The sequence below is a fragment of the Demequina silvatica genome (assembly GCF_000971215.1).
GTDB classification, from domain to species: domain Bacteria; phylum Actinomycetota; class Actinomycetes; order Actinomycetales; family Demequinaceae; genus Demequina; species Demequina silvatica.
Map to the genome: position 1 here is coordinate 113,003 of NZ_BBMA01000012.1, position 20,748 is coordinate 133,750.

Consider the following 20,748-nt stretch of genomic DNA (forward strand, 5'->3'; position numbering starts at 1 on the left):
CGGGGCCTCAGTCCTGGTCGTAGGGCAGGCGCGCGAGGCGGCTCGGGTGGGACACGTGGCCCAGCCACGCGACCACCAGCGTGATGACCGCGGACAGCGCCATGCCGGCGCCGATGTGCAGCTTGAGCAGCAGCGCCCCGACCAGCGCGCCGAGCCCGATGAGCACGATCGCCCCGGCGCGCCTCTTCCACGGCTGGCCGCCGCCCTTGCCCAGCACGGAGTCCGAGGCGAGCCCCGTGATGGTCGACGTCACCACCACCGTGGTGACGTCCTTCACGGCGATGTGCCGTGCCGCGGCCGCCTGGCAGCCCATCGCCGCGCCGAGCGCGAGCGTGATCGCGTACTGGAGGGCCTCGCCCGGCTCGTCGACCACGGAGGCGGGGACGGCGGACAGCGCGATCACCAGTCCCACCGCGCCGAACAGCACGGAGTGACGCGGGGTCCACTCGTCCGCCGCGCCGCGCAGGACGCGCCCGCCCGCGGCGGCTCCTCCCATGAAGCCCGCGAGCGCGATGAGCGGGCCCACCACCGGCAGCCCGGTGTCGCCCGCGAGACCCATGCCGAGAATCACCACGTTGCCGGTCATGTTGCCGGTGAAGACGCGGTCGAGTCCCAGGTAGCCGACGGCGTCGATGATGCCCGTCGAGAACGTCAGCGCGAGCATGAGCCCCAGGTGGGAGCTGGCGGGGTTGCGACGCATGCGGTCGAGCACGGGACCTCCGGAACGGTGGGGCCCCGGTCAGGCTCCGAGTCCACGCCCCGGGGCGGCTGTAGTCTCGGCCCAAGACTAGGGCACGCCGTGGGGGACCCACGGGAGGGAGGCCGTGTGGGCGACTACCAGGGCACACTTCAGCCGGGCGCGCGGGTGGACGATGCGGTGTACCTGCCCGCGGAGCCGTCGGCGGTGCGCTGGGGTCGCCTTCCCAAGCGCGGCGACGCGCCCGTCCTGGTGGTGGACCCGGGAGCCGAGCTCACTGTCGACACGGTCAGCCACGAGGGCCTGCTGCCGGATCAGGGGTCCGATCCGGTCGCGTTCTTCGGTGCCCACGGGGTCGCGCGCGAGGACGTGCTCGAGGACGCGATCGCGATCGCGGCGACCCGCACCCGCGGCGCCGAGGACGGCCCGCACGTGGTCACCGGCCCCATCGAGGTGCGCGGCGCGCGCCCCGGCGACCTGCTGAGCGTCACGCTGCTCGACGCCACGCCGCGCGTCGCCTACGGCGTCATCTCGAACCGTCACGGCAGGGGCGCGCTGCCCGGCGAGCTGCCCGCCGGTCCCGGCGACGTCTCGGTGTTCACCCCCATCGCGCCGGACGCGGACGGCGAGTGGCGCGGCCGGCTGCCGCTGGTGGACGGCGGCGAGCGCGCGGTGTCCTTCCCGCTCGCGCCGTTCCTGGGGATCATCGGAGTCGCGACGGACACCGCGGAGGCGGCCCACTCGGTGCCGCCGGGCCCGCACGGCGGCAACATCGACATCCGCCACCTCACGCCCGGTGCGACGCTCCACCTGCCCGTCCAGGTGCCGGGCGCGCTCGCCTACGTGGGCGACCCGCACTTCGCGCAGGGCAACGGCGAGGTCGCGCTCACCGCGCTCGAGGCGTCGCTGCGCGTGCGCATCCGGCTCGACCTGCGCGACGCGGCGGAGGCGGCGCGCGAGTTCGGCGAGCTGGTCTCGCCCCTCGCCGAGGACGCCACGCACCTCATGCCCACCGGCCTCGACGCCGACCTCGACGAGGCGATGCGCGCGTGCGTGCGTCAGGCGCTCGCCCTGCTGGGCGCCCGCTACGGCATGGAGCGCCACCTCGCGTACGCCTACCTGTCCGCCGCCACCGACTTCGAGATCTCGCAGGTGGTGGACCTGGTCACGGGTGTCCACGCCCGCATCCGCAAGTCCGACTTCGAGGGGGTCCGGTGAGGGTTCGCGTGGAGGGCGGCGCGCCCGCCCCCGAGGGGCTGGTGGAGGCCGTCCTCGCCTACGAGGCGGCCCTCGCCGCCGACGACGTCGCGGCGCTCGCCGACGCGTTCGAGCGCACCCCCGACGCGCTGCGGGGCGACCGCGCCGGGCTGCTGGTGGGACACGGCGCCATCGCCGGCTTCCGCGCGCGCCGCGGTGGCGCGGGCGCCCGCACGGTCGCCGAGCTGCGCATCCATCTCGCGGGGGACGATGCGGCGCACCTCACCACCGTCAACGTGCCGGCCGGCGGGGGGCGCGGCCTGGTGACGCAGCTGTGGCGCCGCGGCGACGACGGCGCCTGGCGCATCGCCGCCGCGCACGTCACCGCCCCGGCCCCCGCGCTCGACGCACGGGTGTGGCGCGTGGCCGGTGCCCCGCTGGTCGCGGGGTCCGGAGACGGCCCGCTCGCGGGAGAGACAGTCGCGGTGAAGGACCTGTTCGCGATCGCGGGCCAGCGCATCGGGGTGGGCGTGCGCGCCTTCCTCGCCTCCGCGTCCATCGAGGAGGCGACAGCGCCCGCCGTGCAGGCGCTGCTCGACGCCGGCGCGGACGTGGTCGGGATCGCCCAGACCGACCAGTTCGCCTACTCGATCGCCGGCCTCAACCCCGACTACGGCACGCCGCCCAACCCCGCCGTGCCCGGCGCGATCCCCGGCGGCTCGAGCTCGGGACCCGCGGCCGCGGTGGCGCTGGGCCAGGCGAGCATCGGGCTGGGCACCGACACCGCGGGCTCGATCCGCGTCCCCGCCTCCTACCAGGGGCTCTGGGGCCTTCGCCCCACCCACGGCGCGGTGAGCCTCGCGCACGTCTGGCCGCTCGCGCCGCGCTATGACACGGCCGGGTGGATCACCGGAGACGGCGTGACGATGCGCCGGGTCGCCTCCGTCGGGCTGGCGGACGCGGGGCAGGGGGTCGCCCCGGGCGGCTACGTGGCCGCGCCCGAGGTGATGATGTCCTGCACCCGCGGCGTGCGCGACGCGTTCGACGCCGCGCTGGCGGCGCTCGCCGCCGCGGGGGTGGGCGCGACGCCGGTCGACGTGCCCGCGCTCGACGATCTGCTCGCCACATTCCGCGTGACGCAGCAGGCCGAGGCGTGGCGCAGCGACGGCGCGTGGGTCGAGTCCCACCCCGGCGTGCTCGCGCCGGACGTCCAGGAGAGGTTCGACCTCGCGCGCGACGTCACCGCGGACCAGGAGGCGGCCGCGCTCGCGGCCCTCGACCGGCTCGTCGCCCACCTGGACCACGCGCTCGGCGACGCAATCCTGCTGGTCCCGGCCGCCGCATCGTCCGCACCCCGACTCGATGCGAGCGAGAGCGAGCTCGAGGAGCGCCGCCGCGCGACGCTGTCCATCACCGCGATCGCGGGCCTCACGGGACGTCCCGCCCTCTCGGTGCCGCTGCTCGACACGCCGGACGGCCCGGTCGGGATGTGCCTGGTGGGGCCGCGTGGGTCCGACCTCGCGCTGGTCGACGCGGGGCTCGCGCTGGAGGCCGCGCTGCGCAATCACGGCGAAACATCGCTCGGGCACACTGTGTAAGCCACATCAACATTCCGTGGAGGCCCCATGTCCCTGCCAGGCCCGATCGACCCGCCCGCGCGCCTGCTCATGGGGCCCGGCCCCATCACGGCGCACCCGCGCGTGCTGCAGGCGATGTCGGCGCAGCTGGTGGGGCAGTACGACCCGTTCATGACGGACGCCATGGGCGAGGTGCAGGAGCTGTACCGCGGGGTGTTCGAGACCGCCAACGCGCAGACGCTGCTCATCGACTCGACCGCGCGCGGCGCGATCGAGGCGGCGCTCGTGTCGCTGCTCGAGCCGGGCGACCGGGTGCTGGTGCCGGTGATGGGGAGGTTCGGCCACCTGCTGGTGGAGATCGCCGGGCGCTGCGGCGCGGAGGTGCACACGGTCGAGGCGCCGTGGGGAGAGGTGGTGCCGCTCGAGGCGATCGCCGCCGCGATGGAGACCGCGCGCCCCAAGGTGCTCGCGATGGTGCACGGCGATACCTCCACCACCATGCGGCAGCCCTTCGACGGGCTGCGTGAGCTGTGCGACCGCTTCGACTGCCTGCTCTACGCGGACGTCACCGCGACGCTCGGCGGCAACCCGTTCCCCACCGACGCGTGGGGCGTGGACGCCGCGACCGCGGGGCTGCAGAAGTGCCTGGGCGGGCCGTCGGGCTCGGCGCCGGCGACGTTCTCGCCGCGGGCGGTCGAGGTGATCGAGAAGCGGCGGAGCATCGAGGCCGGCATCCGCGAGGCCGGGGATCCCGCGGTGGCGCATCCGATCCGCTCGAACTACTTCGACCTCGCGATGATCTTCGACTACTGGTCGCCGCGCCGGCTCAACCACCACACCGAGGCGACCACCATGCTCTACGGCGCGCGGGAGTGCGCGCGCGTGATCCTCGAGGAGGGGCTGGGCTCCTACCAGGAGCGTCACGCCCGTCACGGCGCCGCGATGGCGGCCGGTCTCGACGGCCTGGGCCTCGCGCTGTTCGGGGACCAGCAGCACCGGATGGCCAACGTGGTCGCGGTCGAGATCCCCGAGGGGGTCGACGGCGAGGCGGTCCGGCGGCAGCTGCTCGCCGACTTCGGGATCGAGATCGGGACGTCCTTCGGGCCGCTCGCGGGGCGCGTGTGGCGCGTGGGCACCATGGGCTGGAACGCGCGCATCGACGCGGTGCTCGCGACCCTCGCCGCGCTCGAGGCGGTGCTGCGTCGCCAGGGCGTCGCGGTCCCGCCCGGCGGCGGCGTGGACGCCGCCTACGGTGCGTACTCCGCGTACGGGACGGCCGCATGAGCCGGCGGTCGCGCGCCCAGGGGCCGTCCGAGGCCGCGCTCGCGGACGCCCGCGAGGCGCTGCGGCGCTGCGACGTGCTCGCCGGCATCTCCTCGATGGAGGACGGGATCGAGCGCGTCTACCTCTCCGCGGAGCACGCCCGCGCGAACGCCCAGGTCGCCACGTGGATCGAGGCGGCGGGCATGCGCGCGTGGGAGGACTCGGCGGGCAACGCGCGCGGCTCGTACCCGGGCGCCACCGCGAACGCGCCCGTGCTGCTGCTGGGCTCCCACCTCGACACCGTGCCCGACGCGGGCCGCTACGACGGCATCCTCGGCGTGATGATCGCGATCGCCGTGGTCTCGCGTCTGGGCGAGCACGGCGTGCGCCTGCCGTTCGGGATCGAGGTGCTCGGCTTCGCCGACGAGGAGGGCGTGAGGTTCGGGCGCACGCTGCTGGGCTCGTGCGCGGTCGCCGGCACGTGGGAGGACGGCTGGCTCGACCTCGAGGACGACGACGGCACCACCCTGCGCGAGGCGCTCGCCGCATTCGGGCTCGACCCGGACGCGGTCGCGGACGCCGCGCTGGACCCCGCGAGCGTTGTGGGATATCTCGAGGCGCACATCGAGCAGGGGCCGCTGCTGCTCGACGCGGACCGGCCGCTCGGCGTGGTCTCGGGGATCATGGGCGCCAAGCGCTTCGACCTCGCGATGGACGGCCAGGCCGGCCACGCGGGCGGCGTGCCGATGCTGCACCGCCGCGACGCGCTCCTGGGAGCCGCCGAGACCGCGCTCGCGGTCGAGCAGGTCGCGCTCACCGAGGGCGTGGTCGGCACCGTGGGTGAGATGCGGGTGCTCCCCGGGGCCGCGAACGTCATCCCCGGCCGCGCGGAGTTCTCTCTCGACGTGCGCGCCGCCTCCGACGCGCAGCGCGACCGCGCCTACGAGCTCATCCGTGCGCAGGCCGTCGAGGCGGCGGGCAGGCGCCGCCTGCAGTTCACGGAGAACCTGCGCCACGTCGCGCGCGCCACGTCCTCCGAGCGCCGCCTCAGCGAGGCGGTCGAGGCGGCGATCACGGCGGTGACGGGCGAGCGCGAGCCCATGGAGGTCCAGTCGAAGGCGGGTCACGACGCGATGGCGATCGCGTCGCTCACCCCGTACGCGATGCTGTTCATCCGTAACGGCAACGGCGGCATCAGCCATCACCCCGACGAGTCGGTCGAGCTCGAGGACGTCGCGCTCGCGATCGACGCGTTCGAGGCCGCGATCCTCTCTATCGCCCACCGGTTCGGAGCCGCTACGGTGGCGTGATGACCCACCCCGCTCCCGAGCGTCGTGCTCGGGCGGAGCGCGGCGACTACACCGCGAACCACGCGCGGCTGCTCGACGCGGCGTTCGCGGTCTTCGACGAGACCGACGTCGACGCGCCGCTCAGCATGGTCGCCGCGCGCGCGGGCGTGGGCGAGGCGACGCTGTACCGGCACTTCACCAACCGCGACGAGCTGGTGCTCGAGCTCTACGAGATCGCCGTGGTCGAGATCGAGCGCGCGGTGCTCGCCGCGCTCGACGCGCCGCATCCGGACGCCGCCGCCCGGCTCGACGCGTTCTTCGAGGCCATGGTGGGCGCCATCGCGCGGCACCGCTCGTATCCGCTCATCGCGATCCGCGGCACCCGGCTGCGGCCCGGTCGCCCGTCGGATCCGCGCGTCGCGGTCGCGGGCCGTGCGCTGGTCGCGGAGTCGATCGAGGCGGGTCTGCTCGCCCCGGACGTGCTCATCACGGACCTCACCACCCTGGCTCTCGCGGTGGGCACGTTGGCCGCGGACGCGAACCCCGCGACGGACTTCGGGTGGCGCCGGCACCTCGCGCTGGGTCGGCGCGGCCTCGCACCCGGGGACGCGGACCGTCACACCGCGACGCTTGCGGCCGTCGAGGTCCCGGCGTGGCTGCTCGCCACGCGCGGCGGCCCGGTCTCCTCGGGATAGCGCCACCTGACCCGCCGCTGGCACCGTGATCCCGGCGCCAGGCCCGGACCCCACGGCCTCATGCCCGCGCGCTAGCGTCGACCGCATGACAACCCGCCCGTTCCGCCAGGTCGACGTGTTCGGCTCCGCCCCGTACACCGGCAACCCCGTCGCGGTGGTGCTCGGCGCGGAGGGGCTCACGGACGCCCAGATGATCCGCATCTCCGAGTGGACCAACCTCTCCGAGTGCACCTTCGTGCTGCCGCCCACCACCCCCGACGCCGACTACCGCGTGCGCATCTTCTCGCTCTCGACCGAGCTGCCGTTCGCGGGCCACCCCACGCTCGGCACCGCGCGCGCGTGGCTCGACGCCGGCGGCACGCCGCGCGACCCCGGCCGGATCGTGCAGGAGTGCGGCGCGGGGCTGGTCCCGATCCGTCGGGAGGGCGACACCCTCGCGTTCGCCGCGCCGCCCCTGGTCCGGTCGGGTCCGGTGGACGATGCGACGGTCGCCCAGGCCTGCGCGGTCCTGGGCATCGCGCCGCAGGACGCGATCGACGCGGCCTGGGTGGACAACGGCCCGGGCTGGGTGGGCCTGCTCCTGCGCGACGCCGACGCGGTCGCCGCGCTGAGACCCGCTGCGGCGCCCCCGGGCCGCTGGGACATCGGGGTCGCGGGCCTGCACCCCGCGGGGTCCGACCTCGCGCTCGAGGTGCGTGCCTTCTTCTGCCACGACGGCGGGACGCTGCGGGAGGACCCGGTCACGGGCAGTCTCAACGCCTCGCTCGCGCAGTGGCTCACGTCGACCGGCCGGCTCGAGGCGCCCTATCGGGCGCGCCAGGGCACCGCGCTCGGTCGTGATGGGCGCATCCTCGTGACGGAATCCGACGAGGAGCTGTGGATCGGCGGGGCGACCCACGTGGCCGTCGCGGGCACCATCGAGGACTGACTCAGCGCTCGTCCACGTCCTCCGCCGCGCCCAGCCCGGTGCAGTCGACCTCCTCCGCGTGGTGCGCGTCGAGGTAGTGGCCCGCGCCGCGCCCGCCGCCCACGGTCGCGAGGAGGCGGCCGAGGTGCGCGCCGCCGATCAGCACGGGGTGTCCCGGCAGGCCGCCGTCGACCGCGCGCGCCAGCACGGAGGTGTCGCCGGTCCAGCGTTCCGCCACCCGCGCGACGGCCTCGGGCTGCAGCCCGGGGAGGTCCACCAAGGTGATCAGGAGCGCGTCGGCATGCACCGCCTGCGCCGCGAGGATCGCCGCGCGCACGCTGGCCCCGATCCCCTCCGCCCACGCGTCCGCGATCACCGGATGCGCGCCGGGCGGCAGCAGGTGCCGCGCGTCCTCGGCGCCTGCGCCCAGGATCGCGACCACCGGCTCGCAACCCGCCCCCGCCAGAAGCCCGCAGGCGCGGGGGAGCCATGCCCCCGCATCGTCCCGTGCCAGGGCCTTCGGTCCGCCGAAGCGCGTGCCGGCCCCCGCCGCGAGCACCACGCCGACCAGCCTGTCTGCCATGCTGTTCATCCTAGGGAGGAACCATGATCGAGCCCCGGCGAGAGGACCTTCTCGCATGCCTCAACGTGGCCCGCTGGGCCGAATCCGTCGCATCCCGCGCCTACCCGTCGCTGGTCGAGCTCGAGCGCGCCGCGGTGTCCGCGGGCACGCCGCTCACGCCCGGCGAGATCGAGGAGGCGCTCGAGGCGCACCCCCGCATCGGGGAGCGGCGGCAGGGGGACGATGCGGAGGCCAGGTTCTCGCGCGACGAGCAGTCCGCGTCGGCGTCGGGGGACGCGGCGCTGGCCGCGCGCCTGGCTGCGCTCAACGCGGCGTACGAAGAGCGGTTCGGGCGCGTGTTCCTCATCCGTGCGGCGGGGCGCTCACGTGAGGAGATCGTGGGGGAGATCGAGCGTAGGCTCGAGAACGACGAGGTCGCGGAGCTCGCCGAGGTGGCGGATCAGCTGCGCGGCATCGCGCTGCTGAGGCTGCGCGCGACCTACGGGGAGGCGGCATGAGCCACGTCACCACGCACGTGCTGGACTCCGTGCACGGGAGGCCCGCGGCCGGCGTGCACGTGCGGCTGCTGCACGGCACCGAGGAGCTCGGGACGGGTGTCACGGATGCCGACGGGCGGGTCGCAGTCGGGCCCGAGCGGCTCCAGCCGGGTACGTACCAGCTGGTGTTCTCGACGGGGGAGTGGTTCGCGGACCGTGGGGTCGCGACGTTCTACCCCGAGGTGCGGATCGCCTTCGGGATCGACGGGGACCCGCACTATCACGTGCCGCTGCTGCTCAGCCCGTTCGGGTACTCGACCTACCGGGGTTCCTGAATCCCCTCGGGTAGTTGACGCGTCAGGAATCTGTGCGCGGTCCTGTACGTTGTGGCGGCATGACTATCGAGATCGACATCTGGTCGGACATCGCGTGCCCGTGGTGCTACCTGGGCAAGAAGCGCCTCGAGGAGGCCGTCGCCGCCTCGGGTGAGGACGTGGCCATCCGCTACCGCAGCTTCCAGCTCGACCCGAGCGCGGTGAAGGGCGCGAACCGTCCGCACTCGGAGGCGCTCGCGGAGAAGTTCAACACCACCGCGGACCGCATCAAGGAGATGAACGTCCGTCTCGAGACGCTGGGCGCGGAGGCGGGCATCGAGTACCGGTTCGACCAGTACATGACCGCCAACACCCGCGACGCGCACCGCCTGCTCCACCTCGCGCACTCGCTCGGCCTCGGGCCGGTGCTCAAGGACCGCCTGATGAAGGCGCAGTTCACCGAGGGCGCGCTCATGGACGACGCGGAGACGCTGGTGCGCCTGGCCGTCGAGGCGGGACTGCCCGAGGCCGATGCGCGCCGTGTGCTGTCCTCCGACGAGTTCGAGGACGCGGTCGCGGCGGACGTCGCGCAGGCCGCCGCGTACGGCGCGAACGGTGTGCCGTTCTTCGTGTTCGACAGCAGGTTCGCGATCTCCGGCGCCCAGCCGACGGAGACGTTCGCGATGGCGCTCGCCAAGGCGCGCGAGGCGCGCGACGCCGAGGACGCACCCGTCGCCTAGAGGCTGGCGGCGCGACCCCGGATCCCGTTCCGCGACGGGGTCCGGGGTCGAGCTGTTTCCGGCCTCCGACGCTCGACGGCCGCCACCGCGGCGACCGCCACGCCCCACAGGACGGCGGCCGCGCCTCCCGCGACGCCGAGGCTGCCCGTCAGCCCGGGGTGCACCACGCCGATCACTCCGAACCAGACGGCGCTGAGCGCGGGCGCTGCGACCGCGAGCGTCCACCCGCGGCTGCGATGCGCCGCCGCGCCGAGCCCGATCACCGCGACCGCCGGCAGCGCGAGGGCGAAGCCCGCCTGCATCGCGAGGTGGCCCAGGCCCCACGTGATGTCGTCGCCGGCCCCGCCGGGCCGCAGCCCGAGCAGCTGCCACGCGTGGACGAGCGCGGCCGCGAGCCCGACGCCGCCGAGCACGAGCGCCGCGCGCGACGGTCGCGCCCACGCCGGGCCGTGCCCGTCGCTCAGCGGCAGCACGGCCGCGCCCGCGATAACCGCGGCGACCACGGCCTGCGCCGGCTCCGCGGTCACGAGCGCGGCGAGCCCGACCGCCACCGCCGTCGCGAGCAGCTGCCACGCGGCCCACTCGACGCGTGCGACCGCCCACGCGAGCAGCGGCACCGGCACCAGGAGCGAGAACAGCAGCCCCCAGGTGGCCTCGAGGACGATCAGGTCCGCGAAGTCCGGATACAGGGAGGGTGCGATCGACACCGAGAGGTCGACGAGCCCGAAGAACGGCACGAGGCTGAACAGCGCGAGCAGGGCCGCGGCGATGCGGGCGGGCAGGCGACGTCGCGCGTGGGTGATCTCCACCCGGTCACCGTGCCAGGCGCCCGCACGCGCCGCCAGACCCCCGTTCTGGGGGTGGACCAGCGCCTTTCTTCGCGTCGGCCGTTGACATTCGACAGAAATCTCTCGATTATCGAGACATGACCAGCGCCGTGATCACGTGGCTCCGCTTCCTGCTCGTGCTCGTGCTCGCGGGCGCCTTCCTCGGCCAGCTGCTGGTGCCCGTGGTCGCGCGTGAGCAGGGCGAGATCTTCCCCGAGGTCGAGCACCTGGTGGTGCCCTACTCGATCGCCGGGATCGGCGCGATCGCGTGCGTCCAGGCGGGGATCGTCTGCGTCTGGGTGCTGCTCTCGCTGATCGCCGACAGGCGCATCTTCACCCCGGGTGCGCTGCGCTGGGTCGACGCGATGGCGCGGTGCGGGGGAGCGGCCGCCGCGATCTGCGCGCTCACCGCGGGGCACCTCGTGATGGTGGAGGGCCTCGGCGGGCCGGGGATCGTGCTCGCCGGGTTCGCGGCCCTGGTGATCGGCGGCACGTTCGTGCTGCTCACGGTCGCGATGCGCGGGCTCCTCGCCGCCGCCGTCGCTGACCGGGCGGAGCTCGCGGAGGTGATCTGATGCCGATCGTCGTCGACATCGACGTGATGCTCGCCCGGCGCAAGATGCCCGTGGGCACGTTCGCGAGCCGGGTGGGCCTCTCGCCCGCGAACGTCGCGGTGCTGAAGAACGGCCGCGCGAAGGCGATCCGGTTCACCACCCTCGAGCGGATCTGCGAGGTGCTCGACTGCCAGCCCGGCGACATCCTGCGGTGGGAGCCCGAGGACTCCTGAGACGCGAACGGGGCCGGGCCCGTGAGGACCCGACCCCGTTCAGCGCGAAAGCGCGCGGACGGTGCGCGAACTACGCGCGGTTCGCCCGGTAGTAGGCGATGAGCGCCTGGGTGGACGCGTCCTGCGCGGCGAGCGCCGCATCGTCCCCCTCGATCGCGGGAGCGATCTCCAGGGCGAGCTTCTTGCCCAGCTCGACGCCCCACTGGTCGAAGCTGTTGATGCCCCACACGATGCCCTGCGTGAAGGTGATGTGCTCGTAGAGCGCGATGAGCTGTCCCACCACCGCCGGGGTGAGCGAGGGCGCGAAGATCGACGTGGTGGGCCTGTTGCCCGCGAACGTGCGCGCGGCGACCAGGGCGCCGGTGGTGCCCTCGGCCTCGACCTCCTCGGCGGTCTTGCCGAAGGCGAGCGCCTTGGTCTGCGCGAGGAAGTTCGCGAGGAACAGCGCGTGGACGTCCTGGCCGCCGTCCTCGAGCGGGTACGCCGGGTTGACCACCGCGATGAAGTCCGCGGGGATCAGGCGCGTGCCCTGGTGGATCAGCTGGTAGAAGGCGTGCTGGCCGTTGGTGCCGGGCTCGCCCCAGAAGATCTCGCCGGTGTCGGTGGTGACGGGAGTGCCGTCCCAGCGCACGGACTTGCCGTTGGACTCCATGGTGAGCTGCTGGAGGTACGCGGGGAAGCGGTGCAGCTGCTGCGCGTAGGGGAGCACGGCGTGCGACTGCGAGCCCAGGAAGTTGCAGTACCAGACGTTGAGCAGGCCCATGAGGACGGGCACGTTCTTCTCGAGCGGGGTCTCGGCGACGTGGCGGTCCACGGCGTGGAAGCCGGCGAGCAGCTCGCGGAAGGCGTCCGGGCCGAGCGCGATCGCGAGCGACAGGCCGATCGCCGAGTCGACGGAGTAGCGCCCGCCCACCCAGTCCCAGAACCCGAACGCGTTGGCCGGGTCGATGCCGAAGGCCGCGACCTTGTCGAGCGCCGTGGACACGGCGACGAAGTGGTGGGCGACGGCGTTGGTGCGCTGCGCGTCGTCGGCGGTGATGACGCCGGCCTTCTCGAGCTCGGCCCACAGCCAGTCGCGGGCGAGGCGCGCGTTGGTGAGCGTCTCGAGCGTGGTGAACGTCTTCGACGCCACGATGAACAGCGTGGTCTCGGGGTCGAGGCCCTTGACCTTCTGGCCCATGTCCGTGGGGTCGATGTTCGAGACGAACCGCGCCTCGATGCCGGCGGTCGCGTACGGCTCGAGCGCCTCGTAGACCATGACGGGACCCAGGTCCGAGCCGCCGATGCCGATGTTGACGATGTGCGTCACCTGCTTGCCGGTGATGCCCTTCCAGCCGCCGGAGCGGACGCGCTCGGCGAACTCGTCGATGCGCGCGAGGACCTCCTGGACGTCGCCGTCCACGTCCTGGCCGTCGACCACGAGCGCCGGCTGCGTGCCGGACGGGCGGCGCAGCGCGGTGTGCAGGACGGCGCGGTCCTCGGTGGTGTTGATGTGCTCGCCGGCGAGCATCGCGGCGTAGCGGTCCGCGACGCCGGTCTCCTCGGCGAGCTTCACCAGCGCGGCGAGGATCTCGTCGGTGACGAGGTTCTTGGACAGGTCGACGTGCAGGTCGGCCAGCGGGAGGGAGTAGCGCTCCACTCGGCCCGCGTCGGCGGCGAACCAGGCGCGCAGGTCGGGGGTGAAGGCGTCCTGGAGGGCGGCCAGCTCGGCCCAGGCGGAGGTGGCGGTGGGATCGATGGGTGCAGTCACGGTTGCCAGGCTAGTCGCGTTGGGGACGATGCGCCCGGGACCTGGGTGCGGAGGCGCGGCTGGTGAGGTGGCCGGGTTACGCGTGGCCCAGCTCGGCGTCGATCCGGTCGCGCCAGTCGTCGCCCGCGAGCCCGGCGCGATCGAGCAGGTCGGGCCAGTCCTCGCGCGCGTGCTCGAGGGCGTCCTCGAGGAGGGTGAGGCTTCCCCGTGCCGCGAGCAGGATGGCCGCCTGGATGCGCTCCGGGTCGGCGGCGTGAGGGGTGCGGAGGCGCTCGAGCGCGCTCACCACGTGCGGCGCGGCGCGCCCGAAGTCCTCCGCCGCGCGCTCCGCGATGCGATCTCCCACCACTGCCATGGCGGGAATCCTCCCATGACGGTGCCGTGCCGGGCGTCCCGCGCGGTGCTCGGAGAGGGCCGTCGGGTCCTTGTCCGCGACGCGGCGTGCCTGCTAGCGTCCGAGCCAGCGCCCGCGCGCTGTATCGCGCGAGGGGATCTTCAGTCTGAGGGGGCTGCACCATGGTGGTACGTCGAGTGCGCGCGTGGGCGATGCTCGCGGTCGCGGCAGTGGTCGTCACGTCGGCCACGTGGGTCGGTGGACCCGTGGATGCGGCGACGGTCGAGACCGGCTTCACGGGGCGCGTGACCGACTCGCAGGGCAACGCCGTGGCCAACGCGACGGTCGAGGTCTGGAGCGGCGACCAGGACTCCTACTTCTCGGGGTCGTGGGCGTCGGTGACGACCACCACCGACGAGCAGGGCCGCTACACGGTGGCGAGGCGTGCCGGCTGGTACCAGGTCAGGGCGTATCCGCCGCGCGCGCAGCAGGGGTTCATGACGTACTCCCATTCGCGGAACCCGATCCGCGTGGTGGCGGGAAGCCTCACCACCGCGAACGTGAAGCTGCGGCCCGCCGGTGTCATCAAGGCGACCGTGCTGACCCAGACGGGCAAGGTGGTGGATCCGACCTACGTCTCGATCGGGAAGTGCTCCGTGGGGATGTATGTGCCGTGGACCCCGAGCGATACGCGCGGCGGCAAGGTCGCATCCGTGGGGACCTATGAGGCGTGCATCACCGTCGACACCAACTACGCGGGCCTGCCCTACGCGCAGTTCCGTCGCACAGTCACGGTGGAACCCGGTGCCACGGTGCGCCTCGGCACCCTGAGGATCCCCAAGTCGGGCAAGATCACGGGCAAGCTGAACTTCAGCGGGTACGCCGGCAGCGGTGGCCTCGATGTCGAGCTCGAACCCGTCGGCGGGTGGCTCAAGGCGGGCGGGAAGTGGGGCGTGGCGGAGCGCGGCACCGTCACCTTCGGCAACGTGGCGCCGGGGCGTTACCGCGTGAGCGTGGTGGGAACGAACAAGTCGCGCATCGTCACGGTCAAGTCCGGAGCCACCACCACGTTCCCGACCTTCTCGTACGCCCTCTCGAGCATCTCCGGCAAGGTCAACGCGCCCGCCGGCCAGAACGTGTGCGTCACCATCGAGTGGGAGTACCGGTGCGGCACCGGCACCTTCTCGTACTGGTTCGGACACCTGGTGAGCGGCGACTACCTGGTCGACACGTCGGGCGGCGAGTACCTCACCCAGCCGCAGGCGACCATCAACCTCCCGAGCGGTGGCACGCACGCCACCAAGACCTTCACGATGAAGTCGACGCGACCGCTGAGGACCTTCTCGGGCAAGGTCGTGCAGCCCGTGGACGCTCCGCCCGCCGCGCTCGTCCGGCTCCGCACGAACGTGGGGACCCGCTACGCCTCGTCGATCGAGGTCAGGGTCAAGGCGGACGGCACGTTCTCCACCGGCAGACTCACCCGCGTCAAGACGCCGTTCTCCGTCCACGACGCGTTCGGGCACAAGTTGTTCAGCGGCACCATCGCCGCCGGGACCGACGACGTGAAGCGCACCATCCGCCTCGGGTAAGGGCCGGCTACAGCTCCGGCGCGACCGCCCGCCGGCCCTGCACGTAGACCCCCGCGATGGCGGGCTGGCGCAGCCCCACCAGAAGCGTGAACAGCTCCTCGAGGGTCGCCTGCTCCTCGTCGTCGGAGCGGATCCCCATCGACAGCATCCCCTCGAGAGGCTCCCACCGCCCGGTCTCGATGAGCAGGAAGTCCGCGTCCTTGCCCGGGTCGAGGTTGCCGAACGCGTGCTCCATGTCGAGCGCGCGCGCGCCCGCGAGCGTCGCGGCGAACAGCAGCTCCGCCGGGTGCAGCGCGGTGCCCGCGTCGCCCTCCTCGGAGATGTGCACCTTGTAGGCGTCGCCGGCCACGCGTGAGATGAGCCACTCGTCGCCGGCCCCGATGTCGGAGCCCAGCGCTACGTTCACCCCAGTGGCGACCGTGGCCCTCCAGGGCATGGTCCCGGAACCCAGGAACAGCTGGGAGGTGGGGCAGTGCGCGATCGACGTGCCCGTCTCCGCCATGCGCGACAGCTCGCGCGGCTGGCAGTGCACCGCGTGCGCCAGCGAGGAACGGCGGCCCAGGAGCGAGCGGCCGCCCGAGCGGGAGCCGGGCAGGAAGCGGCCGTCGTACGTGTCGAGATACGCCTCGACGCCGTAGGAGCCGAGCACGGCGGCGATCTCGCCGTCGCCCTTGCGGTTGTTCTCGTTGAGGTGGCTGTGGAAGTAGACGCCGTGGAGCTGCGCCTCCTCGTACAGCTCGCCCATCGCCGCGAGCGTGCGCTGCGTCACCGACAGCGAGAAGCGCGGCACCACCGCGACCTGTACGTGCGCGGTGCGCGGGTCGCCGGTGTCGACGGCGTGCCAGCGGTCGATCTCGTCCTGGATCAGCTCGATCGCCCGATCCTCGGTGGTGAGGAGGGCCGCGGCGGCGTCGGGGCCCACGGTCTGGACGCCGCGCCCGGAGACGATGCGCAGGCCGGCGGCGAGGGTCTCGCGGTACAGGGCGTCCTGGGCCACCGGGAACGCGGAACCGAACACCATCGCGGCGGTGGTCCCCGCCGCGATGCGGCGGCGCGTGAAGTAGCGCGCCGCGCGGTCGGCGAAGTCGGCGTCCCGGAACTGCGTCTCGGTGGGGAAGATGCAGTGGTCGAGCCACTCGAGCAGCTGGCCGCCGCCGTGGGCCGCGGTCGCGTACGACTGCGGGAAGTGGACGTGCGAGTCGACGAACCCGGGCAGCAGGTAGTCGGCGCGCGTCACCGGCGCGTCCGCGAAGGCCGCGGGCAGCTCCGCCCAGGGGCCCGTCCACGCGATCATCCCCTCGCCCTCGACCACCAGCGCTCCGTCGGGGATCGACACCAGGTGCGAGGCGACATCGGTCTGCGCCGGAGCGCCCGCGATGTGGAACAGATGAGCGCGGTACACGCGGACGCCGGTGTCCCGTGCGGTGTCTGTCGACGGCATGCCTGGAATCCTCCCCCGTGCGCGGTCGCGGCGCGCATCGTCACCGTAGTAGGCCTCCGTTTCGGGGGCGTTTCGGCTATCCCCAGGCGCTCCCAGGCGACCCCAGGCCTGGCGACGGCGTGTCGCCCGGCGTGTCGCGCATCGTCCCCCGGACTTACCCACAGGGAAGTCCCTCCACTGTGTGTAAATTGTGTGTAAATCTGTGGATGAAACACACCATCTAGTGGTGGCATCCGGACGCACCCCCCATATATAGTGGCGCTTGCTGTCCAACGTTTCGTCTCTCGAAAGGACGTCCCCATGACGATCTCGGTCTACTCGAAGCCCGCCTGCGTGCAGTGCACGGCCACCAAGAAGGCCCTCGAGCGCGCCGACCTCGAGTTCCAGATCTTCGACGTCACCGAGGACCAGGACGCCTACGACACCGTCATGAAGCTCGGCTACCTGCAGGCCCCCGTGGTCATCGCCGGCGACGAGCACTGGTCCGGCTTCCAGCCCGACCGCATCGCCGCTCTCGCCGAGCGGGCCGCCTCCTAACCGAGCCGCCGCATGGCCTCCCTGGTGTACTTCAGCTCGGCCTCGGGCAACACCCACCGCTTCGTCGAGAAACTGGGCGTGACCGCGGACCGGATCCCGCTGTACCCCACCGAGGCGCCGCTCAAGGTCGACGAGCCCTACGTGCTGGTGCTCCCCACGTACGGCGGGGGCGCCGAGGGCGGGGCCGTCCCCAAGCAGGTCATCAAGTTCCTGAACGACGAGCACAACCGCTCGTTCATCCGGGGCGTGATCAGCGCGGGCAACACCAACTTCGGTTCGGCCTACTGCATCGCCGGCGACATCGTCGCCCAGAAGTGCAAGGTGCCGCACCTGTACAAGTTCGAACTCTTCGGAACCCAGGACGACGTGGACGCCGTCCGCCATGGATTGGATGTGCTGTGGAAGCAACAGTGATCGACGCCCCCCGCACGGGCATGGACTACCACTCGCTCAACGCGATGCTCAACCTCTACGACGCCGAGGGGAAGATCCAGTTCGACAAGGACCGTGAGGCGGCGCGCGAGTACTTCCTCCAGCACGTCAACCAGAACACGGTCTTCTTCCACTCGCTCAAGGAGCGCCTCGACTACCTGGTCGAGAAGAAGTACTACGAGCCCGAGGTCCTCGCGCAGTACTCGCAGGAGTTCCTGCAGCAGATCACCGACCGCGCGTACTCCAAGAAGTTCCGCTTCCCGACCTTCCTGGGCGCGTTCAAGTACTACACGAGCTACACCCTGAAGACGTTCGACGGCCAGCGCTACCTCGAGCGCTACGAGGACCGCGTGGTGATGGTCGCGCTGACCCTCGCGGCGGGCGACACGCAGCTCGCGCTCAGCCTGGTCGACGAGATCGTGTCGGGCCGCTTCCAGCCCGCGACCCCCACCTTCCTCAACGCCGGCAAGGCCCAGCGCGGCGAGTTCGTCTCCTGCTTCCTGCTGCGCATCGAGGACAACATGGAGTCGATCGGCCGCTCGATCAACTCCGCGCTGCAGCTGTCGAAGCGCGGCGGCGGCGTCGCGCTGTCGCTCTCGAACATCCGCGAGGCCGGCGCGCCCATCAAGCACATCGAGAACCAGTCCTCGGGCATCATCCCCGTGATGAAGCTCCTCGAGGACTCCTTCACCTACGCGAACCAGCTGGGCGCGCGTCAGGGCGCGGGCGCGGTGTACCTCTCGGCGCACCACCCCGACATCATGAAGTTCCTCGACACCAAGCGCGAGAACGCGGACGAGAAGATCCGCATCAAGACCCTCTCGCTGGGCATCGTGGTCCCGGACATCACGTTCGAGCTCGCGCGCAACAACGAGGAGATGTACCTCTTCAGCCCGTACGACGTCGAGCGCGTCTACGGCGTGCCCTTCGGCGACATCTCGATCACCGAGAAGTACCACGAGATGGTGGACGACGCCCGGATCCGCAAGACCAAGATCGCGGCGCGCACGTTCTTCCAGACCGTCGCGGAGCTGCAGTTCGAGTCGGGCTACCCGTACATCGTGTTCGAGGACACGGTGAACAAGGCCAACCCGGTCAAGGGCCGCATCAACATGTCGAACCTCTGCTCGGAGATCCTCCAGGTCAACACCCCGTCGACCTTCAACGAGGACCTCACGTACGCGGAGACCGGCAAGGACATCTCCTGCAACCTGGGTTCGATGAACATCGCGACCGCGATGGACGGCGGCAACCTCGCGCAGACCGTGGAGATCGCGGTCCGCGGCCTCACCGCGGTGTCGACCCAGTCGGCCATCGACGCGGTGCCGTCGATCCGCTACGGCAACGACCGCGCCCACGCGATCGGCCTGGGCCAGATGAACCTCCACGGCTACCTGGGCCGCGAGCGGATCCACTACGGCTCCGAGGAGGGTGTGGACTTCACCAACATCTACTTCTACACGGTGCTGTTCCACGCCATCGCGGCGTCGAACAAGATCGCGAAGGAGCAGGGCGCGGCGTTCGAGGGCTTCGAGGACTCGAAGTACGCGTCGGGTGAGTTCTTCGACAAGTACACCGAGCAGGAGTGGGTCCCCGCGACCGCCCGCGTCGCCTCGCTGTTCGAGGACGCCGGCATCGCGATCCCGACGCAGGAGGACTGGCGGGAGCTGAAGGCGAGCGTGCAGGAGCACGGCATCTTCAACCAGAACCTCCAGGCCGTGCCGCCGACGGGCTCGATCTCCTACATCAACAACTCGACGTCCTCGATCCACCCGATCGCGTCGAAGATCGAGATCCGCAAGGAGGGCAAGCTGGGTCGCGTCTACTACCCGGCGCCCTTCATGGACAACGACAACCTCGAGTACTTCGCGGACGCCTACGAGATCGGCCCCGAGAAGATCATCGACACGTACGCAGCGGCCACGCAGCACGTGGACCAGGGCCTGTCGCTGACGCTGTTCTTCCCCGACACCGCCACCACGCGCGACATCAACAAGGCGCAGATCTACGCGTGGCGCAAGGGCATCAAGACCATCTACTACATCCGCATCCGCCAGCTGGCGCTCGAGGGCACCGAGGTCGACGGCTGCGTCAGCTGCATGCTGTAGCCTCCCGCGCATCGTCCTTCTAGCCACGTTCAAAAGGAACCGACATGACCGAGAAGCTGACCCTCGTCAGCCACGTCGACGCGATCAACTGGAACCGCATCCAGGATGAGAAGGACGTCGAGGTGTGGAACCGCCTCACCGCGAACTTCTGGCTGCCCGAGAAGGTGCCGATCTCCGGCGACGTGCAGTCGTGGGCGACGCTGACGCCGGAGGAGCAGACGCTCACCATGCGCGTCTTCACGGGCCTCACGCTCCTGGACACCATCCAGGGCACCGTGGGCGCCGTGTCGCTCATCCCCGACGCGCTCACCCCGCACGAGGAGGCCGTCTACACGAACATCGCGTTCATGGAGTCGGTGCACGCCAAGAGCTACTCGTCGATCTTCTCGACACTGTGCTCGACGCCGGAGATCGACGCCGCGTTCCGCTGGTCCACCGAGAACCAGAACCTGCAGCGCAAGGCGCAGATCGTCCTCGACTACTACCACGGCGAGGACCCGCTCAAGCGGAAGGTCGCCTCGACGCTGCTCGAGAGCTTCCTGTTCTACTCGGGCTTCTACCTGCCCATGTACTGGTCCTCGCGGGCGAAGCTCACGAACACGGCCGACATGATCCGCCTCATCATCCGCGACGAGGCCGTGCACGGCTACTACATCGGCTACAAGTTCCAGAAGGGGCTCGAGCTCGAGTCGGAGGCCCGCCGCGAGGAGTTGAAGGACTACACCTTCAGCCTGCTGTACGACCTCTACGAGAACGAGGTCCAGTACACGCAGGACCTCTACGACGGCCTCGGCATGACCGAGGACGTCAAGAAGTTCCTCCACTACAACGCCAACAAGGCCCTCATGAACCTGGGCTACGAGGCGCTGTTCCCGTCCACCGTCACGGACGTGTCGCCCGCGATCCTCTCGGCGCTGTCGCCCAACGCGGACGAGAACCACGACTTCTTCTCGGGGTCGGGTTCGTCGTACGTGATCGGCAAGCACGAGGAGACCACGGACGACGACTGGGACTTCTGAGTCCCGTCCGTCCATTCGCGAGAGGCCTCGCACCCGAGTCGGGTGCGGGGCCTCTTCGCGTAGGGACGATGCGGCGGTCGGGTTATCCACAGATCCGCCGGCTCCGTTGTCGCGCCGTCCGCCCGTCCGTAGACATGTCGCAGGGGATCGCGACGGTCGCGGCCCCGCCGGCGGAGGGGGTCGATG

22 protein-coding genes are annotated in these 20,748 nt (G+C 71.8%); 16 read left to right on the top strand and 6 right to left on the bottom strand.

What is annotated here, in order from left to right:
* Positions 1-7: 7 nt before the first annotated feature.
* Entirely contained in the window at positions 8-712 is a 705-nt protein-coding gene (locus AOM05_RS13605) for a YoaK family protein (RefSeq protein ID WP_228373313.1), read from the bottom strand.
* A gap of 114 nt (positions 713-826) precedes the next feature.
* Here AOM05_RS13605 and AOM05_RS13610 point away from each other — a divergent pair, with 114 nt between their 5' ends.
* The 6 genes from AOM05_RS13610 to AOM05_RS13635 all read left to right on the top strand — a co-directional run bounded on the left by AOM05_RS13610 (position 827) and on the right by AOM05_RS13635 (position 7,646).
* Complete coding sequence (locus AOM05_RS13610; protein WP_062523143.1) at positions 827-1,915, top strand: acetamidase/formamidase family protein; 1,089 nt, start codon at positions 827-829, stop codon at positions 1,913-1,915.
* On the top strand, positions 1,912-3,492 hold the full coding sequence (locus AOM05_RS13615; protein WP_228373314.1) for an AtzH-like domain-containing protein: 1,581 nt from the start codon (positions 1,912-1,914) through the stop codon (positions 3,490-3,492). Before AOM05_RS13610 ends, AOM05_RS13615 begins: the two co-directional genes overlap by 4 nt.
* A 27-nt stretch (positions 3,493-3,519) precedes the next feature.
* Positions 3,520-4,755 (top strand): pyridoxal-phosphate-dependent aminotransferase family protein, encoded by a 1,236-nt coding sequence (locus AOM05_RS13620; protein WP_062523147.1) that lies wholly within the window; start codon positions 3,520-3,522, stop codon positions 4,753-4,755.
* On the top strand, positions 4,752-6,044 hold the full coding sequence (locus tag AOM05_RS13625) for an allantoate amidohydrolase (RefSeq protein ID WP_062523150.1): 1,293 nt from the start codon (positions 4,752-4,754) through the stop codon (positions 6,042-6,044). Before AOM05_RS13620 ends, AOM05_RS13625 begins: the two co-directional genes overlap by 4 nt.
* On the top strand, positions 6,044-6,718 hold the full coding sequence (locus AOM05_RS13630; RefSeq protein ID WP_062523151.1) for a TetR/AcrR family transcriptional regulator: 675 nt from the start codon (positions 6,044-6,046) through the stop codon (positions 6,716-6,718). Before AOM05_RS13625 ends, AOM05_RS13630 begins: the two co-directional genes overlap by 1 nt.
* Before the next feature lie 85 nt (positions 6,719-6,803).
* Positions 6,804-7,646 carry a PhzF family phenazine biosynthesis protein gene (locus tag AOM05_RS13635; protein ID WP_062523153.1) on the top strand — a complete coding sequence of 281 codons (843 nt, stop codon included), beginning with the start codon at positions 6,804-6,806 and terminating at the stop codon, positions 7,644-7,646.
* A gap of 1 nt (position 7,647) precedes the next feature.
* Here AOM05_RS13635 and AOM05_RS13640 read toward each other — a convergent pair whose 3' ends face one another.
* Positions 7,648-8,208 (bottom strand): nucleotidyltransferase family protein, encoded by a 561-nt coding sequence (locus AOM05_RS13640; RefSeq protein ID WP_062523155.1) that lies wholly within the window; start codon positions 8,206-8,208, stop codon positions 7,648-7,650.
* Positions 8,209-8,231: 23 nt separating this feature from the next.
* Between AOM05_RS13640 and uraD the strand changes: the two genes are divergently transcribed.
* Genes uraD through AOM05_RS13655 form a run of 3 tightly spaced genes read left to right on the top strand, consistent with a single transcriptional unit; the run spans position 8,232 to position 9,738 of the window.
* On the top strand, positions 8,232-8,705 hold the full coding sequence (gene uraD / locus AOM05_RS13645) for a 2-oxo-4-hydroxy-4-carboxy-5-ureidoimidazoline decarboxylase (protein ID WP_062523157.1): 474 nt from the start codon (positions 8,232-8,234) through the stop codon (positions 8,703-8,705).
* Entirely contained in the window at positions 8,702-9,019 is a 318-nt protein-coding gene (gene uraH, locus AOM05_RS13650) for a hydroxyisourate hydrolase (protein WP_062523159.1), read from the top strand. The genes uraD and uraH overlap by 4 nt, the downstream gene beginning before the upstream one ends.
* Before the next feature lie 59 nt (positions 9,020-9,078).
* On the top strand, positions 9,079-9,738 hold the full coding sequence (locus tag AOM05_RS13655) for a DsbA family oxidoreductase (protein WP_228373315.1): 660 nt from the start codon (positions 9,079-9,081) through the stop codon (positions 9,736-9,738).
* On the opposite strand, the gene AOM05_RS13660 is transcribed toward AOM05_RS13655, so the two are convergent.
* Positions 9,735-10,547, bottom strand: a complete 813-nt coding sequence (locus AOM05_RS13660) for a hypothetical protein (RefSeq protein WP_062523161.1) — start codon at positions 10,545-10,547, stop codon at positions 9,735-9,737. The two genes, AOM05_RS13655 and AOM05_RS13660, sit on opposite strands and share 4 nt — an antisense overlap.
* 116 nt (positions 10,548-10,663) lie before the next feature.
* Here AOM05_RS13660 and AOM05_RS13665 point away from each other — a divergent pair, with 116 nt between their 5' ends.
* Positions 10,664-11,140, top strand: a complete 477-nt coding sequence (locus AOM05_RS13665) for a DUF2975 domain-containing protein (protein WP_062523163.1) — start codon at positions 10,664-10,666, stop codon at positions 11,138-11,140.
* Positions 11,140-11,352 carry a helix-turn-helix domain-containing protein gene (locus AOM05_RS13670; protein WP_062523165.1) on the top strand — a complete coding sequence of 71 codons (213 nt, stop codon included), beginning with the start codon at positions 11,140-11,142 and terminating at the stop codon, positions 11,350-11,352. Before AOM05_RS13665 ends, AOM05_RS13670 begins: the two co-directional genes overlap by 1 nt.
* A 70-nt stretch (positions 11,353-11,422) precedes the next feature.
* On the opposite strand, the gene pgi is transcribed toward AOM05_RS13670, so the two are convergent.
* Together pgi and AOM05_RS13680 are read right to left on the bottom strand one after the other, a co-directional pair.
* Positions 11,423-13,102 (bottom strand): glucose-6-phosphate isomerase, encoded by a 1,680-nt coding sequence (gene pgi, locus AOM05_RS13675; RefSeq protein ID WP_062523166.1) that lies wholly within the window; start codon positions 13,100-13,102, stop codon positions 11,423-11,425.
* Positions 13,103-13,178: 76 nt separating this feature from the next.
* Positions 13,179-13,457 carry a hypothetical protein gene (locus AOM05_RS13680; RefSeq protein WP_062523168.1) on the bottom strand — a complete coding sequence of 93 codons (279 nt, stop codon included), beginning with the start codon at positions 13,455-13,457 and terminating at the stop codon, positions 13,179-13,181.
* A gap of 161 nt (positions 13,458-13,618) precedes the next feature.
* On the opposite strand from AOM05_RS13680, the gene AOM05_RS13685 reads away from it, so the two are divergent.
* Positions 13,619-15,025: a carboxypeptidase-like regulatory domain-containing protein gene (locus tag AOM05_RS13685; protein WP_082097557.1), complete on the top strand. Its 1,407-nt coding sequence runs from the start codon at positions 13,619-13,621 to the stop codon at positions 15,023-15,025.
* A gap of 7 nt (positions 15,026-15,032) precedes the next feature.
* Here AOM05_RS13685 and AOM05_RS13690 read toward each other — a convergent pair whose 3' ends face one another.
* Positions 15,033-16,466 (bottom strand): amidohydrolase family protein, encoded by a 1,434-nt coding sequence (locus AOM05_RS13690; protein WP_062523172.1) that lies wholly within the window; start codon positions 16,464-16,466, stop codon positions 15,033-15,035.
* Positions 16,467-16,766: 300 nt separating this feature from the next.
* Between AOM05_RS13690 and nrdH the strand changes: the two genes are divergently transcribed.
* Genes nrdH through nrdF form a run of 4 tightly spaced genes read left to right on the top strand, consistent with a single transcriptional unit; the run spans position 16,767 to position 20,562 of the window.
* Positions 16,767-17,003 carry a glutaredoxin-like protein NrdH gene (gene nrdH, locus AOM05_RS13695; RefSeq protein ID WP_062291240.1) on the top strand — a complete coding sequence of 79 codons (237 nt, stop codon included), beginning with the start codon at positions 16,767-16,769 and terminating at the stop codon, positions 17,001-17,003.
* Positions 17,004-17,015: 12 nt separating this feature from the next.
* Positions 17,016-17,417, top strand: a complete 402-nt coding sequence (nrdI, locus tag AOM05_RS13700) for a class Ib ribonucleoside-diphosphate reductase assembly flavoprotein NrdI (RefSeq protein WP_062523174.1) — start codon at positions 17,016-17,018, stop codon at positions 17,415-17,417.
* A 20-nt stretch (positions 17,418-17,437) separates the two neighbouring features.
* The gene (gene nrdE / locus AOM05_RS13705) at positions 17,438-19,543 is read left to right on the top strand and encodes a class 1b ribonucleoside-diphosphate reductase subunit alpha (RefSeq protein WP_062523202.1); all 2,106 of its coding nucleotides are present in this window, start codon (positions 17,438-17,440) and stop codon (positions 19,541-19,543) included.
* A gap of 44 nt (positions 19,544-19,587) precedes the next feature.
* Positions 19,588-20,562: a class 1b ribonucleoside-diphosphate reductase subunit beta gene (nrdF, locus tag AOM05_RS13710; protein ID WP_062523177.1), complete on the top strand. Its 975-nt coding sequence runs from the start codon at positions 19,588-19,590 to the stop codon at positions 20,560-20,562.
* The last annotated feature ends 186 nt before the right edge of the window (positions 20,563-20,748 follow it).